Annotated in this window: 13 protein-coding genes; 7 read left to right on the top strand and 6 right to left on the bottom strand. The window is 68.7% G+C overall.

The window, feature by feature from the left end:
• Window positions 1-142 precede the first annotated feature (142 nt).
• Window positions 143-1,408, top strand: a complete 1,266-nt coding sequence (hisS, locus tag ACFWPH_RS02930; RefSeq protein ID WP_378747760.1) for a histidine--tRNA ligase — start codon at window positions 143-145, stop codon at window positions 1,406-1,408.
• A gap of 42 nt (window positions 1,409-1,450) precedes the next feature.
• Window positions 1,451-2,095, top strand: a complete 645-nt coding sequence (locus ACFWPH_RS02925; protein ID WP_378747759.1) for a hypothetical protein — start codon at window positions 1,451-1,453, stop codon at window positions 2,093-2,095.
• Window positions 2,096-2,493: 398 nt separating this feature from the next.
• On the opposite strand, the gene ACFWPH_RS02920 is transcribed toward ACFWPH_RS02925, so the two are convergent.
• From ACFWPH_RS02920 to ACFWPH_RS02905, 4 genes are all read right to left on the bottom strand, one after another.
• Entirely contained in the window at window positions 2,494-3,579 is a 1,086-nt protein-coding gene (locus ACFWPH_RS02920; RefSeq protein WP_378747758.1) for a 2-oxoacid:ferredoxin oxidoreductase subunit beta, read from the bottom strand.
• Window positions 3,576-5,537: a 2-oxoacid:acceptor oxidoreductase subunit alpha gene (locus ACFWPH_RS02915; RefSeq protein ID WP_378747757.1), complete on the bottom strand. Its 1,962-nt coding sequence runs from the start codon at window positions 5,535-5,537 to the stop codon at window positions 3,576-3,578. Before ACFWPH_RS02915 ends, ACFWPH_RS02920 begins: the two co-directional genes overlap by 4 nt.
• A gap of 375 nt (window positions 5,538-5,912) precedes the next feature.
• Window positions 5,913-6,929, bottom strand: coding sequence for an Rv2578c family radical SAM protein (locus tag ACFWPH_RS02910; protein WP_378747756.1), 1,017 nt, complete (start codon window positions 6,927-6,929; stop codon window positions 5,913-5,915).
• Between the two features lie 31 nt (window positions 6,930-6,960).
• On the bottom strand, window positions 6,961-7,962 hold the full coding sequence (locus tag ACFWPH_RS02905) for an NAD-dependent epimerase/dehydratase family protein (RefSeq protein ID WP_378747755.1): 1,002 nt from the start codon (window positions 7,960-7,962) through the stop codon (window positions 6,961-6,963).
• A gap of 197 nt (window positions 7,963-8,159) precedes the next feature.
• Between ACFWPH_RS02905 and ACFWPH_RS02900 the strand changes: the two genes are divergently transcribed.
• Window positions 8,160-8,477 carry a type VII secretion target gene (locus ACFWPH_RS02900; protein ID WP_280418675.1) on the top strand — a complete coding sequence of 106 codons (318 nt, stop codon included), beginning with the start codon at window positions 8,160-8,162 and terminating at the stop codon, window positions 8,475-8,477.
• Window positions 8,474-10,084 carry a hypothetical protein gene (locus tag ACFWPH_RS02895; protein WP_378747754.1) on the top strand — a complete coding sequence of 537 codons (1,611 nt, stop codon included), beginning with the start codon at window positions 8,474-8,476 and terminating at the stop codon, window positions 10,082-10,084. The genes ACFWPH_RS02900 and ACFWPH_RS02895 overlap by 4 nt, the downstream gene beginning before the upstream one ends.
• A 9-nt stretch (window positions 10,085-10,093) precedes the next feature.
• On the opposite strand, the gene ACFWPH_RS02890 is transcribed toward ACFWPH_RS02895, so the two are convergent.
• Entirely contained in the window at window positions 10,094-11,017 is a 924-nt protein-coding gene (locus ACFWPH_RS02890) for a neutral zinc metallopeptidase (RefSeq protein WP_378747753.1), read from the bottom strand.
• Between the two features lie 145 nt (window positions 11,018-11,162).
• On the opposite strand from ACFWPH_RS02890, the gene aspS reads away from it, so the two are divergent.
• Window positions 11,163-12,986, top strand: coding sequence for an aspartate--tRNA ligase (gene aspS / locus ACFWPH_RS02885; RefSeq protein WP_378747752.1), 1,824 nt, complete (start codon window positions 11,163-11,165; stop codon window positions 12,984-12,986).
• A gap of 65 nt (window positions 12,987-13,051) precedes the next feature.
• On the opposite strand, the gene ACFWPH_RS02880 is transcribed toward aspS, so the two are convergent.
• A complete protein-coding gene (locus ACFWPH_RS02880) occupies window positions 13,052-14,083 on the bottom strand; it encodes a hypothetical protein (protein ID WP_378747751.1) in 1,032 nt (343 codons plus the stop codon).
• Window positions 14,084-14,274: 191 nt separating this feature from the next.
• On the opposite strand from ACFWPH_RS02880, the gene ACFWPH_RS02875 reads away from it, so the two are divergent.
• Window positions 14,275-15,441, top strand: a complete 1,167-nt coding sequence (locus ACFWPH_RS02875) for a phosphotransferase family protein (RefSeq protein ID WP_378747750.1) — start codon at window positions 14,275-14,277, stop codon at window positions 15,439-15,441.
• A gap of 130 nt (window positions 15,442-15,571) precedes the next feature.
• On the top strand, window positions 15,572-16,142 hold a 571-nt coding region (locus tag ACFWPH_RS02870), incomplete at its 3' end, for an AAA family ATPase (RefSeq protein WP_378747749.1).

Genomic DNA, 16,142 nt, shown 5'->3' with positions numbered 1-16,142 from the left:
CTGGTCTGTTGGTTCCGGGACTAGAGTCTGCCATCTCCAGCTGTGCGCCCCCGGATATCGCCCCGGGACTCCCCGCTGCGGCACCCCGGCCGGCCGTAACCGGTTGGACTCGACCGGGGCGGGTGGGGGAAACTGGTTCACCGTGACCAAGACCAGCAGCTTCTCCGCCCCGAAGGGGGTGCCGGATTATGTCCCGCCCGGTTCGGCCGAGTTCGTCGCGGTACGCGACGGCCTCCTCCGCGCCGCCCGACTCGCCGGGTACGGGCATATCGAGCTGCCGATCTTCGAGGACACCGAGCTGTTCGCGCGTGGCGTCGGTGAGTCCACCGATGTGGTGAGCAAGGAGATGTTCACCTTCTCCGACCGTAGCGAACGCAGCGTGACCTTGCGGCCGGAAGGTACCGCCGGGGTGATGCGCGCGGTGATCGAACACGGCCTCGACCGCGGTCAGCTGCCCGTGAAACTGAGCTACGCGGGCCCGTTCTTCCGCTACGAACGCCCCCAGAAGGGCCGCTACCGGCAGTTGCAGCAGGTCGGGGTGGAAGCCATCGGCGTCGACGATCCCGCGCTGGACGCCGAAGTCATCGCGGTCGCCGATGCCGGTTTCCGCGGTCTGGGCCTCACCGGGTTCCGGCTCGAAATCACCTCGCTCGGCGACGAGACCTGCCGCCCGCAGTACCGTGAGCGGTTACAGGAATTCCTGTTCGGTCTCGACCTCGACGCCGAGACCCGGCGCCGCGCCGAGATCAACCCGCTGCGCGTACTCGACGACAAGCGGCCCGAGGTGCGCGAGATGACCGCCGGCGCGCCGCTGATGCTCGATCACCTGTCCGAATCGGCGAAGAACCATTTCGACCGGGTTCTCGCCCACCTCGACGCGCTCGGCGTGCCGTATGTGCTGAACCCGCGGATGGTGCGCGGCTTGGACTACTACACGAAGACGACCTTCGAATTCGTGCACGACGGCCTGGGCGCGCAATCCGGGATCGGCGGCGGCGGCCGCTACGACGGTCTGATGGCGGAGCTGGGCGGGCAGGCGCTGTCCGGTATCGGCTTCGGGCTCGGGGTGGACCGCACCGTTCTGGCGCTGGCCGCCGAAGGGGTCGGCGCAGGCGATCCGGCGCGCTGCGAGGTCTTCGGGGTGCCGCTCGGGGACGCCGCGAAACAGCGGATGGTGGTACTGGCCGGTGAACTCCGGGCCGCCGGTATCAGCGCCGATCTGGTTTATGGCGACCGCGGGGTCAAGGGGGCCATGAAGGCCGCCGACCGGTCGGGTGCCCGCTACACGCTGATCCTCGGCGACCGTGATCTGGCGGAGCAGACCATCGGGTTGAAGGATATGCGCACGGGCGACCAGCGGCAGATCCCGTTGGCGGAGATCGTCACCGCGTTGTCCGACCGCCCGTAGTACTCTGCGGGCGACCCTGTCCCTGGACCGAAAAGCGCAGCCGTGACCGATTCGCCCCCGCCCGATGCCGACCAGCGAATCGGGCTGGATCTGGTAGCCCCCGAGATGTATGCGCCGGTTCTCCGCCGGTTGGTGCTGGTCGCGGTAGGTCTTGCCCTGGTTGTGGGCCTGGTGGCCGGGTTGTTCCTCGAACCGGTCACCGGAGTGGTGGCGGCGCTCGTGGTCGCCGTGCCGTCCGCCGGGTATGTCCTGGCGGTCCGGCGCCGCCGCCTGTGGCTGGCCGGGAACACGCTGTACGCGCGCACACTGTGGCGGACCCGGCAGTTGCGGGTTCCCGCCGTGACCGGTGTCGAATTGCTGGTCCACCCCGGCCGCCTCAGTCGCGTGATCCTGCGGCTCACGGCCGGCCCGGACCGCCAACTGGTACCGCTTGCCATGTACACAGACGCGGGCAGCGGCCGTGAACTGCATATCCTGGGTCTGCGACGGCTCGCCGACGCCCTGTCCGGCAGCGAACTGGCCGCCGGTCTCGCGGTCGCCGACCTACTGGTCCATCAGTTACGCGCCGAAGCCCGCGATGCCGCGCTCGCGGAGCGCCCGTTGTACCGGGCGGTCGCCGCGGCGCGCACCAAGGACTACGTCGCCGCGATCGTCCTCACCGACCAGGAGATCGCCGCCCTGTACTGAATCGGATGACTGCCGGTGAATCGCCTGGGATCCGTGAGCAGGCGGAGGCCGGGACGGTGACGACGGCACGGCGGGAGGGGGCAGCCCGGCTACGACGCCGACGCCGATATTTTTCGACCGCCGCTCGGCCCGAAATGCAACGCACCACCTCCGTCGGCTGCGCAACCCGGTGTCATCCGGCCGCCGGTGACGCGGCGACAGGGACAGCGCCCGTCCACCCGCGGTTCGCGGCGTCGCCGGGAACGGACGCTGCGGGATGCCGGCGTCACTGCGGCGCCGGGAGTCGTCACCTCCCGGACGATGCCGGGGATGCCCACCATTTCGCTGAGCAGCTCCCGGGCGGCGCCGATCCGGTGGCTTCGGGCCGGCCCGGAGCACGGGAGGGGCGACTGCGTCGGTCAGACCGTCCAGGTCTCCGACCCGGTGAGTAGACGTTGCAGCGCATCGGGGCCGACCGGGTTCTTTTCCTGGGCCGCGGTGGTTTGTGCGCGGACGCCGTCGTCGTAGGTCGGTCGCCGGACCGCCCGGAAGATACCGGTGACCACGTGATCCAGATCCTGGTCGGATAGGCGCGACAGGGCATAGGCGTACTCAGGGTCGTCGCGGTGGGCGTCGTGGACGACGATATCGGCCTCCGCGACGTCCGCCGTCGGTGCTACGGCGAGCCCGAAACCACGCTGCACCACGGCATATTCGCCGTCGGCGCCGAAACGCAGGGGTTGGCCGTGCCGGAGCGGGATGAGCCGGGATTCGCTGTCGCCGCGGCGCAGCACATCGAAGGAGCCGTCGTTGAAGATCGGGCAGTCCTGCAGGATCTCCACGAACGAGGTACCGCGGTGTTCGGCGGCGGCGCGCAGCACTTCGGTGAGCCCCGCGCGATCGGAGTCCAGAGCGCGGGCGGCGAAGGTCGCCTCCGCACCGAGAGCGACCGACAGCGTGTTGAACGGATGGTCGACCGAGCCCATGGGCGTCGATTTGGTCACCTTGCCCGCTTCGGACGTGGGGGAGTACTGCCCCTTGGTGAGACCGTAGATCCGGTTGTTGAACAGCAGGATGGTCATGTTCACATTGCGGCGCAGGGCGTGGATCAGATGGTTACCGCCGATGGAGAGGGCGTCCCCGTCCCCGGTGACCACCCAGACCGACAGATCCGGGCGGGTCACCGCCAGCCCGGTGGCGATGGCCGGGGCCCGGCCGTGGATCGAATGGATTCCGTAGGCGTCGAGGTAATAGGGGAATCGGCTGGAGCAGCCGATCCCGGACACGAACATCAGGTTTTCCCGGCGCAGGCCGAGTTCGGCCAGGAAACCGCGCACCGTGGCGAGGATGACGTAGTCACCGCAGCCGGGGCACCAGCGTACTTCCTGGTCGGAGGTGTAGTCCTTGGCCTTCTGCGGGCCGTCTGCGGCCGGTACGCCGGTCACTCCCGAGACCGGTGTGATGCCGAGGTCCGCCCCGGTCGGCGAGGTATCGATGATGGTCATGATGCGCCCCCGTTCCTGCGATAGGTCGCTCGAGCTCGCGCGGTGAATGCCTTGCTCTGCTCCAGTTCGGCCAGTGTGCCGTCCAGTGCAGCCTCGATCACGCCGACCAGTTCCTGGGCGGAGAATGCCGTTCCCGCCACCTTTGTCCATGGTTGCACGTCCACGAGATACTTGGCTCGCAGCAGCCAGGCCAGTTGCCCGCTGTTCATCTCCGGCGCCACCACGGTGTCGTAGCGGCGCAGGACCTCGCCGAGGTCCGGCGGTAGCGGATTGAGATGGCGCAGATGCAGCTGGGCGACCCGCGCCCCGCGCCGGCGGACTCGGCGGCAGGCCTCGCCGATCGGCCCGTAGGAACTGCCCCAGCCGACGAGCAGCACCCGCGCCGCGCCGTCCGGGTCGTCGACCTCGGCGGGCGGTACCGAGATACCGTCGATCTTGGCCTGGCGCAGTCGCACCATCAGCTCGTGGTTGGCCGGGTCGTAGGAGATGTCACCGCTGCCGTCGGCCTTCTCCAGGCCACCGATCCGGTGGGCCCGGCCCGCGGTTCCCGGTACCGCCAAGGGGCGGGCAAGGGTTTCCGGGTCGCGGGCATAGGGCTGGAAATCACCGTCGCCCGCGGCCTCGAACGCCGGATCGATCGGCTCGAGTTCGTTCACCGCGGGGATGGCCCACGGCTCGGATCCGTTGGCTATCGCCCCGTCGGACAGTAGGAGAACGGGCGTCCGATAGGTGAGTGCGATCCGGGCCGCCTCCACGGCGGTGGCGAAACAGTCGGCCGGCGAACGTGGCGCCAGGACCGCGACCGGGGATTCGCCGTTGCGGCCGTAGAGGGCCTGCAGCAGATCGGCTTGTTCGGTTTTGGTCGGCAAACCGGTGGACGGGCCACCGCGCTGGACGTCGACGATCACCAGCGGCAGTTCGGTCATCACCGCGAGCCCGATGGTTTCGCTCTTGAGCGCCAGACCCGGCCCCGACGTGCTGGTGACCCCGAGTGCACCGCCGATCGCGGCGCCCAAGGCGGCGCCGATCCCGGCGATCTCGTCCTCGGCCTGGAAGGTGGTGACACCGAAATTCTTGTGCTTGCTCAGCTCGTGCAGGATGTCGGAGGCCGGAGTGATCGGGTAGGTGCCGAGGAACAGCGGCGTCCCCGCCAGCGACCCGGCGGTGACCAGGCCGTAGGCCAGGGCGGTGTTCCCGGTGATCTGCCGGTAGGTGCCTGCGGGCAGGGCCGCTGGGGCGACCCGGTAGGTGGTGGCGAACGCCTCGGTGGTTTCGCCGTAATTCCAGCCGGCCCGGAAGGCGAGGATATTGGCCTCGGCGATTTCCGGCTTCTTCGCGAACTTCTCCCGCAGGAACTTCTCGGTGCCACCGATCGGCCGCCCGTACATCCAGGACAGCAGGCCCAGGGCGAACATATTCTTCGCCCGCTGGCCGTCCTTCTTGCCGACGCCGGCGGATTCGGTTGCGGCCAAGGTCAGTGAGGTCATGGCGACCCGGTGCACGACGAAATCCGCGAGGTCCTCGCCGGCCAGCGGATCGGCGGTGTAGCCGACCTTGGTGAGATTGCGTTTGGTGAATTCGTCGGTGTTGACGATGAGGGTGCCGCCGCGCGGTAACTCGGCCAGATTGGCCTTGAGTGCCGCGGGGTTCATCGCGACCAGCACATCCGGCTGATCGCCGGCAGTGAGAATATCGTGGTCGGCGATCTGGATCTGGAACGACGACACACCCGGAAGGGTGCCCTGCGGGGCCCGGATCTCGGCCGGGAAGTTGGGCTGGGTGGCCAGATCGTTGCCGAACGCCGCCGCCTCATGGGTGAACCGGTCACCGGTGAGCTGCATACCGTCACCGGAATCGCCCGCGAACCGGATGACGACGCGATCCAATATCGCTGCGCCGGAGGTATTTTCGGCCGGCGCGGCATCGGACTGGGCGATGTTGTCGGGGTGCGAAACCATACGCGTGCTTCACTTCCTCGTCGAAATGAGCTACCAGCCGCCAACCTACCCTTGCCGGGGGGCGCCGCGCCGGGAAAGTGCGCGTCCGGTGCGCCGCGCGCGCGGTCCGGCGGGGCGGCCCGGAAAAGTCGGCCGGCCGACCGGCGGGGCGAAACTGCAGCCAGCGGGCTTATTCAGAAGTCTGTTGCACGGCCGTTATGCCGAGACATAGGGCCGGACTGGTGTCCGGTCTGTTATCTGGCGGGGCGCTCACACCTCCGCGTACGAATCCGCCGTGCGACAACGCCACGTACGGGCGAGCAATGCCTTTGCCAACACGTTCTGCGCCGTATCCCGGAAACCGGCACCGGCCCGCCGCACCTCGCGTGCGGGTACTCAGGCGAACAGCTCCAGCTGCGGCGTATCGGCCGGTTCCGGTGCCGGACGGGCTTCTGGGGGGCGTGGTTCTTCCGGGCGTAGGCCGTGCTCGCGCAGCAGTGGATCAACCCGCTCCCGCAGCCACGACGCGTATTCGGGCGCTACCGTCGCACCGCTCCGGTAGAGCTGCCGGTATCGGCGCAGTAGTGCGGGATGGTGTTCGGCGAGCCAGCCCAGGAACCAGCCACGCGTACTGCCGCGCAGATGCAGGGGAATGACCACTGCCGACTCCGCGCCGGCCGCGGCGAGTTCGCCGAACAGTTCGTCGAGCTGGGCCCGGCCGTCGGTGAGATACGGAATCACCGGCGCCACCATCACATCGACCGCGAAACCGGCATCACCGCAGGCACGGACCAGATCCAGCCGAGCCCGCGGTGCGGGGGTGCCGGGTTCCAGGGCGCGCTGCAACTCCGGATCCAGCAGGGCCAGCGAGATCCCGATATGCACGCCGACCTCACGTGCGGCCAGGCTCAGCAGCGGCAGATCCCGGTGCAGCAGGCTTCCTTTGGTGAGAATCGAGAACGGTGTACCGGAATCGGTGAGGGCCCTGATGATTCCGGGCATCAACCGGTATCGGCCCTCGGCCCGCTGGTAGGGGTCGGTATTGGTACCCAACGCGACCCGCTCCCGATGCCAGGAGCGGCGAGTCAGTTCGCGCCGCAGTACCGCCGCGATATTCGTCTTCACCACGATCTGGGTGTCGAAATCCGTTCCGGCATCGAGTTCCAGGTACTCGTGCGACCCTCGGGCGAAGCAGTACCGGCAGGCATGCGAACACCCGCGCATCGGGTTGATCGTCCACCGGAACGGCAGATTCGATTCGTCGGGAACCTTGTTCAGCGCGCTCTTGCAGAGCACCTCGTGAAAGGTGATGCCCTCGAAATCGGGAGTCTGTACGGTGCGGGCGAACCCGGCCCGGCCGAGGCCGGGCAGTGCGCCGTCGTCGGCGTCCAGGGTCTGGTTCTGCCACCGCACGCGACCAGTCGAACACGCGTTCTAACTACTGTCAAGCAGTCGGGGTGAAATCCGGGAGCGGGGCGTGCGGGTCGGCGAAGAAGGCCACCAGATCGCGCACGGTGTCGTCGATCGGCCGGGGCTGGTATCCCAGTTCACGGGTGGCTTTACCGTGGTCGACCAGCGGTGCCGAAACCAGTGCGCCGAGTGCGGCCTTGGAGACGACGTCGGTACCCAGGCGTTTGCCGATCGGTTCCATCACCGGAATGAGGCCCGAGACGAGTTTGGTCGAGATGGAGAAGCGCGGCCCCTTCTTGCCGCCGTGCCGGGCGGCCATCCGGCAGAGGTCGAGCATGGAGATCATCTCGCCGCCGAGCAGGTAGTTCTCCCCGGTGCGGCCGTGTTCACCGGCGAGGATCAGACCGCGTGCCACATCCCGGACGTCCACCAGGTCGAAACCGCCGTCGATCATGGCGGGGATACGGCCCCGGGCTGCGTCGCGCAGGTAGCGGTTGATCCGGGAAAGCGGAGTTCCGTGGTCGGCGGGACCGAATACGCCGGTGGGGTTGCAGAGCACCGCGTCCAGGCCGGACTCGATCACCTTGCGGAGTTCGATCTCGCCGGCCCATTTGGACCGGTCGTAGACGGGGAGATCGGTATCGGTGGAGCGCAGGGTGGTCTCGTCGATCGAGCCGCCGCAGCTGTACTGGTCGAAGGCATGGATCGAACTCGCGTGCACGAACCGGTGGACGCCGACCGCGTGGGCGGCCTCGGCGACCACGCGTACGCCCTCGGTGTTCACCCGCCAGGCGAGGTCGTTCTTGTCCGCCAGGGTGATCACCGCGACCAGGTGGTACACGACTTCGGCGCCGTCGAGGGCGGCGCGCATCGAGGCCGGATCCAGGACATCGGCGCTCACCCAGGTGACGTTCGCCGCGGCGGATTGCCGGGGGGTCACCCGGTCGATGGCGGTGATCTCGTCCCCGCGCTCGGCGAGCAGCGGGAGCAGATTCGTACCCAGGTAGCCGGCTGCGCCGGTCACTGCGACCTTCATGCGGACGACAATATAGAACTCGTTCTAATTTGCAACCTGTTCTAGTTTGGTGGCGGGGCGCGGTCTCGTCCGGGACCGCCGCGGTGGGCTATATTCGGGCGGCAACCATTTGATGCCGCAGGGGCGCGTGTCGTTGTGGCACACGAGAAGTTTCACGCGGTGGCGATGATGTTCACGATGAATCAGGGGGGAGCCCGATGAGTAATACCTCGGTGGAAACCGAAGCGCTGCGGGTATTCGGTACCACGAACGCCGGCATCGGCACCGAGATCGCCGGTGTCGCCAATATCGACGCCCTGCGCAATATCGCCGCGCTGACGCCGGTGTTCGGTCTGATCGGCGCCGACTATCTGGCCATGTTCGCCGCCGCGCAGGTGCTGCAAACCCGCGATATCAACGATCTCGCGGCGAAGTATCAGCACCTGTCGCAGGCTGCGTTCTCCTCCGCGCTCAACTACGACCTCACCGACGACGGCACCGCCGGCGCGCTCGGTACGGCGGGGGGCGCGCTGTGAAACCGCTCGACAACGGCGCAGGTACCGCGGGCCTTATCGCTCCCGAGTTGCAGCATGCCGTTCCCGCCGCGCCCGCCGAGACCCCCGTAACCGCGGCCCCGGCGTCCGCCCCGGACCCCGGCGCGGCGATCCAGGATGTTCCGCTGGCTCAGCTTCCGGAAGGGGAGGCGCCGGCCGAATCGCCGGAATTCGTGCTTTCCCAGCGCGTTTCCGACGACGGTCCCGCAACGGCCGGTATGCCGGGCGGGATGCCGGGACTTTCCGGGCTCACCGGTGGCGCACCGGAGGCCCAGGACATCCTGTCCGGCGCCGTCGAAGACGTATCCGCGCAGGCCGGTCATGTGCTGGGCGTCGTGAACCAGGCGGCAGCGCCCGTGCTGGATACGGCTCAGGGGCTCCTCGGCCAGGCCGCGGCGGCCGCCGGTGTGGGCGCGCCCGCAGGCGCGGCCGCGGGCGTTCCCGCCGCGGCGGCCCCCGCATTACCCGCCGACCCGGTAGGTGCCCTGCTCAACGGCGCCGCCCTGCCGGCGCTGCCCGGAATCGACGTACTTTTCGCGCCCATCCGCGATCTGCTGAGCAGCTTCGGGACCGGTGTCATCGGCGCGCTGGACCCCACCGCCATCCTCAGCCAGGCGTCCCAGGTCATCGAGGTGGCAATGGGCGTGGGTAAGAGCAGCCTGTCCGCCATGGGCGAGTCGTGGGAGAGCGGGGCGGCCCAGACCGCTCAGACGGCCGGGCAGGAAGCCAATAATTCCGGTGCGCAGACCAGCCAGCGCGGATTCGACATCTCGGCCATGACGCAGGCCGCGGCCACCGTGGTGCAGCAGGGTAATGCGCAGCTCACCACCATTGCCGCATCCTTCCTCACCCAGGCCACGGCCCTCGCGCCGGTGGTGATGACTCCGCCCGCGCAGACCGCGCTCATCGCCTCGGCCACCCAACATCTGGGCCAGGCGGTGACGGTCACCAACATCACCCGCGGGGACCTCGCGGGCAGGACCGCCGAACTGAGCGGTGTGGTGCAGCAGATGCTCGGTGTGGACGGGCAGCAGGCGGCTCAGGCCGCCCAGCAAGTGGCGCAGAGCGTCGGCGAACCGATCTTGCAGCAGGCGCAGAGTCTCGCCTCGGATCCGTCGGGCCTGGAATCCGTGCTGGGCTCGGCCACCGGTGAGCCGGCGGCGACCACTGCGGCCGGGCTGAGTACCGGTAGCCCAGGTATGCCGGGTAGCCCCGGTATGCCCAGCGGCAGCCCGGGTTTGTCGACCGGTGGTGCGCCGGGCGGTACACCGGGCCTGCCCGGGTCGCCATCGATGCCGGGTGTGCCCGGTGCGACCACGCCGCCGATCGGCAATATGGTCCGGCCCGGCGCGCTGCCCACCGGTATGGCTCCCGCGGCCACCAGTCCCGCGTCCAGTGGTTTCATGGGTGGCGGCGCGGCGGGTGCGGCCGGTCAGCGCAACAACGAAGAGGAACACGGCCGGACGGTCGAGTCGTATCGCAGCGCGACCGGTAACGACGACCTCACCGGTCCGCTGGGTGAATCGGCACCGGAGGTCATCGGGGCGGTCGATCCCGACGAGGACGCCGGTTACGACAGCCAGTTCTGAACCACCGGTTCAGCGCAGGTCTTCGGGATTGTTCAGATCCGTGGCCGAATACGTATCGCAGGCCCGCACCTCACCGGTGCGGTAACCCGCGAGGAACCATTTCTGTCGTTGCTCGCCCGCGCCGTGCGTCCACACCTCCGGGTTCACCCGGCCCTGCGCCGACTCCTGGATCCGGTCGTCGCCGACGGCTGCCGCCGCCGACAGGGCGTCGCCGATATCGGCATCGCCGAGCGGTTGCAGCAGTGGTGTGTCCGTGCCCGGTGCGGGTGTGCGGTCGGCGTAATGCGCCCAGATACCGGCGTAACAGTCGGCCTGCAATTCCGTGCGTACCGCGCCCGATTGCGGGCCCTGCGGATCCTGCTGGGCCCGGCCGATATCGCCGAGCAGAGTCTGGATGTGGTGGCCGAACTCGTGCGCGACGACGTACTCCTGTGCCAGCGGTCCGCCGGTGGCACCGAAGCGGTCCACCAGTTCCTGGAAGAAGCCGACGTCGAAATACGCGGTCCGGTCGGCCGGGCAGTAGAACGGGCCGACCGCACTGGTCGCATATCCGCAGCCGGTGGACACCGAACCGGTGAACAGGCGTAACCCGGGTTGTTCGTAGGCGACGCCGGTCTGTTGCGGCAGTTGCTCGTCCCAGACGGCGTCGAGGCTCTGTGCGGTGAGCACCACCCGGCAGTCCACATACGTGTTCGCGTCGGCGCCGGTCCGGCAGTGCTCGGGAGTGCCGGCCGTCACCTCGCGCTGCCCCGTGTCCTGGGTGCCGGTGAACTGGCCGAGCGCCGACCCGGGATCGCCGCCCATCAGCAGGGCGATGACCAGCACGATCAGCCCGCCGGCGCCGCCGCCGAGGGCCAGCTTGCCGCCACGGCCGGGGCCGCCACCGGAGGAGGCGCGGCCGGGGTCGATCTGCACGCGTTCGTTGAAGGTCATGCGAGCATCCCGTCTGAAAACGTAGTTGCTGCGACTTTGCTGGTGCTGGCAATATATCCGTTTCAGTCCGCCCGCCGGGGCACACTACGATGGCAACCGCATCCGGTGGCCGTCCCGGTGTGCTCCGAACGTCGAAAGGAATCCCGTGCTGCGCACCCACTTGGCCGGTTCGTTGCGAGCCGAACAGACCGGTCAGACCGTGACCCTCTCCGGTTGGGTGGCGCGGCGGCGTGACCACGGTGGCGTGATCTTCATCGATCTGCGCGATGCCTCCGGTGTGGCGCAGGCGGTGTTCCGGGAAGGGCCGGCGGCCGAGCAGGCGCACCGGCTGCGGGCCGAGTACTGCGTTCGGATCGTCGGTGTGGTCGAACAGCGTCCCGAGGGCAACGAGAACCCCGAACTGCCGACCGGTGCGGTCGAGGTGAACGTCAAAGAGCTCGAGGTACTCAACGAGAGTGCCCCGCTACCGTTCCAGCTCGACGAGCAGCCCGGCGAGGAAGCCCGGCTCCGGTATCGCTACCTGGACCTGCGCCGCGAGGCTCCGGCCCATGCCATTCGCCTGCGGTCGCGGGTGAACGCCGCGGCGCGCTCGGTGCTGGCCCGCCACGAATTCGTCGAGGTGGAAACCCCGACACTGACCCGCTCGACCCCCGAGGGCGCCCGCGATTTCCTGGTCCCGGCGCGGCTGCAGCCCGGAAGTTTCTACGCGCTGCCGCAGAGCCCGCAGCTGTTCAAACAGCTGCTGATGGTGGGCGGTATCGAACGCTACTTCCAGATCGCGCGCTGCTATCGCGACGAGGACTTCCGGGCCGACCGCCAGCCCGAATTCACCCAGCTCGACCTCGAGATGAGCTTTGTGCGCCAGGAGGATGTGATCCTGCTGGCCGAGGACATCCTGGTGGCGCTGTGGGAACTCATCGGCTACCGGATCCCGACCCCGATCCCGCATATGACCTATGCCGAGGCGATGCGCCGGTTCGGCAGCGATAAGCCGGATCTGCGGTTCGGGGTGGAGATCACCGAATGCACCGAATACTTCGCCGAAACACCGTTCCGGGTGTTCCAGGCACCCTATGTCGGTGCCGTCGTCATGCCCGGTGGGGCGGGCCAGCCGCGGCGCCAGCTCGACGCCTGGCAGGAATGGGCCAAACAGCGCGGCGCCAAGGGGCTGGCGTATGTGCTGATCGGTGAGGACGGCACGCTCGGCGGCCCCGTCGCCAAGAACCTCACCGACGCCGAACGGGAAGGGCTGGCCGCGCATGTCGGTGCCCAGCCGGGGGATTGTGTGTTCTTCGCTGCCGGCCCGGCCAAGGCGCAGCGCGCCCTGCTCGGCGCGGCGCGGTCGGAGATCGCGCAGCGGGTCGGGTTGATCGACGAGAACGCGTGGTCGTTCGTCTGGATCGTGGACGCGCCGCTGTTCGAACCCGCCGCCGATGCCACCGCCAGCGGTGATGTGGCGCTGGGACATTCGTCGTGGACGGCGGTGCACCATGCGTTCACCTCGCCGAAACCGGAGTCGATCGACACCTTCGACACCGATCCCGGTTCCGCCCTCGCCTACGCCTACGACATCGTCTGCAACGGTAACGAGATCGGCGGCGGCAGTATCCGCATCCACCGCAAGGATGTGCAGGAACGCGTCTTCCAGGTGATGGGCATCAGCGAGGCCGAGGCGCAGGAGAAATTCGGCTTCCTGCTGGACGCCTTCGCCTTCGGCGCCCCGCCGCACGGCGGTATCGCCTTCGGCTGGGACCGGATCGTCGCGCTGCTCGCCGGTCTCGACTCGATCCGCGAGGTCATCGCCTTCCCGAAGACAGGCGGCGGCGTGGATCCGCTCACCGACGCGCCCGCGCCCATCACCGCGCAACAGCGCAAAGAAGCAGGGCTGGATGCCCGGCCGCAGAACAAGGCGAAGGCCGAGACCAACGGTGCGACCGGGGCCGCGGTCACCGAGGCGGGTACCGGCTAGATATCGGCCCGATGCCCGGCCGCTGGTGTGATCGAGCGGCGGCCGGGTGCGGTCGTCCCGGCAGGTCAGACGGGCGAGATCGGGCCACCGGTGAGGGTGCGGTACGCGTAAGTGACCGCGATCGCCGCCACCGGACCGGCTACCAGCAGCCCGAACCCACAGGCGAGCAGGCCGAGGCAGGTGACCACGACGACGGTCAGCGCCAGCAGGAACACCCGCCACGGATCCCGCAGGGCCAGCAGGAAACTGGACTTGATCGCCGCCACCGGCGTCTGACCCTGGTCGAGGGCGAAATGTAGCGAGAACATGCAGCCGATACCGACCAGCATCCCGGGAATCAGGCACAGCGCGGAGGCGAGAGTGGTGGCCAGGAAGGCAAGTAACGCGGTCAGGAACGCGTTACCGAGATTGCCGATATAGAAATACGAGCCGAAACCCGGCCGGTAGCCGTCGGTTTCGTAGAGCGCGCCGCGTACGAGGGCGGCCTGGAGTATCCAGAGGCCGGCGATGACGACGGCGAAAAGCACCAGCAACGACGTCATCGACCGCGGCTCGGTGATCCGTGCCACCAGGTAGAACAGCAGATAGATGATGAAGCCGAGCGAGGTCGCCGCGATCCAGGGCCCGGGATTGAGGCGGAACTTCTCGAATCCGTAGCTGAGCGCGTGCCCGACATCGAGCCGTCCGGGAATTCCGGTGCCGAGCGCCTGGTAGCCGTAGACCGGTGATTCCGGCCCGGGACCCGTACCGGGTGGGCCGTAGACGGGTTGGCCCGCGGGCGGGTCGGGAACGGTGCCGGCCGATGCGGAGCGCTCCGGTGCTGGCCGTTGCGTGGCGGCCGGTGGTGCGGGTTCATCGGTGACGGTACGCGCGGCAGGGTCGGTACCGGGGCCCGCGGTGGTGACGGGTTTCTCCATCCCGGGCGGGCCGCTACGGTGCGGGTCGTGGACCACACCGCCGGGGAAATCGGCGGTACGCGGGCTGTCCGCCGCCTGGTCGCCCACCGCCGCGGGCCGGGATTCGCCGGATGTGGGTTGCCTGCCTGCCGTGTCCGGGGCGCCGGGGGAGTCGGGGGCGGAACTCGGTGTGTCGGTCACGCTGGGATACCTTTCGGCGGGGCGGGTTTCCGGTGTGGCGCACAGCAGTTCAGATCGAGAAAACCCGACCCGCGCAGCGCTGTCAAGCAGGCCGCAGCTACGCCGGAGAACACGTCTGACACGCCGGGCGACACGGAAAGGTTGTTCAACCGCTCGCTAGAAGTGACCGAATGCGAGTAACTTGAGATGCGATGACTGCACTACTGGCCGAACGAGCCACCGAAGTCGTATCCGCAGCGCAGCAGTTGCTCACAAAGCGAATGGGTGCTCCGGTGAAGCTGAGCGATCCCGCCGAACTCAGTGGCAGTGGACGGACGACCGTCCTGCGGGTCCGGGTCGCCGAGAACGCTTTCTCCCTACCGCGCACGCTGATCGTCAAGCAGGTGCGCGGCTCGGTCGCCGACCCCAAGAACGTGACTATCATGCCGGGTGTCGCCAGCGTCGATTCGGCCTTCCTCCGGGAAGCGGTGTCCTACCAGTTCACCACCGCGCTGAGCCGGGGCGAACGTCCGGGCGCGTACCTGATCGCGCACAGCCTGCCCGACCGGTTGCTCGTGCTCAGCGATCTGGGCGAGAACACCAAACTCACCGATGTGCTGCGGTCCGGTGCCGAACCGGCCGCCCAGAACGCGATGATGGCGTTCGCGCAGGCACTCGGCCGGATGCATGCCGCCACGGTCGGCCGTGAACTCGATTTCGTCGCCCTGCTCCGCCGGGTCGATGTCCTGCACCGGGTGGACGGTATCGCCCAGCAGGCCGAGGCCGCCGTCACGGAGGTGCCCGCCATGCTGCGGCGCGAACTCGGTATCGACGTACCCGACGAGGTGGCCGACCAGGTCGCCCACGGGGCCCGGCTGTTCGGTGGCGGCCGGTTCCGGGCGTTCAGCCCCTCGGACCTGTGCCCGGACAATGTGATCATCAACGACGAGGGTGCCCGCATCCTCGACTACGAATGGGGCGGTTTCCGCGACGCCACCCTCGATATCGCGTATGCGCTGGTGTCCTTCCCCGGCTGCCTGTGCGATATCGAACTGTCCCGCGAACTGGCCACCCAGATGGTGGAGGCCTGGCGGGCCGAGGTCGTCGGTGTATGGCCGGCCCTCGCCGACGACGATCTGCTCGCCGAGAAGATTCTCGAGGCGCGGCTGATCTGGGTCTGGCTCAGCACCTACTGGTTCCTGCCCGCGGACCACACCCGGATCGCGGCGGCCCGCGAACACGGGCTGTCGGTGCCGCGCTCGGATGCCCTGCTCAACCGGTGGGCCGGGCTGGCCGAGGATGCGCGGTGCCTCGGCAACGACGCGGTCGGCGATTTCGCCGAGGGCGTCTGCGCGCTGCTCGACGAACACCTGAGCTGACGCCCGGAGTCCACGCCGGACCGGGTGTCGGCGGCGAACGGTACGGTCACAGGCATGAGTGCGTCAGGCCCGGAGACGGTGGCGAAACGTCACCATGCAGGACTCTCACTCGCGCCCGCGGGGCCAGGGCATGAGTGACGGTCTGTTCGATATGCCCGGTGGGGGAGCGGGCACGCCGGATTTCGCCGCGCCGGATCAGGCCGCTCGGCTCGGCGGTACGCGTGCACCACTGGCCGTGCGGATGCGGCCCGCCTCCCTGGACGAGGTCGTCGGGCAGCAGCATCTCCTCGGCCCCGGCTCGCCGCTGCGCCGTCTGGTCGAAGGCTCGGGGGCGGCGTCGGTGCTGCTCTACGGGCCGCCGGGCACCGGAAAGACCACCCTGGCCTCGCTGATCTCCCATGCCACCGGCCGCCGGTTCGAGGCGCTGTCCGCGCTGTCGGCGGGTGTCAAGGAGGTACGCGCGGTGATCGATGTGGCCCGGCGGCGGCTGACCGCGGGGGAGCAGACCGTGCTGTTCATCGACGAGGTCCACCGGTTCTCCAAAACCCAGCAGGATGCGCTGCTCGCCGCGGTCGAGAACCGGATCGTGCTGCTGGTGGGCGGGGGGGGGGGGGGAGAAGCCGTCTTTTTCCTCTCCTTCCCTCTCTCCCCCCTCTCTTTCCCCCCGCTCCCTTCCCCTCCCCCCCACCACACCCCCCACC

The sequence above is a fragment of the Nocardia sp. NPDC058499 genome (genome assembly GCF_042719915.1).
GTDB lineage: Bacteria > Actinomycetota > Actinomycetes > Mycobacteriales > Mycobacteriaceae > Nocardia.
The sequence above is the reverse complement of the archived record's forward strand: the minus strand, read 5'-3'. Positions and strand labels throughout refer to the sequence as shown.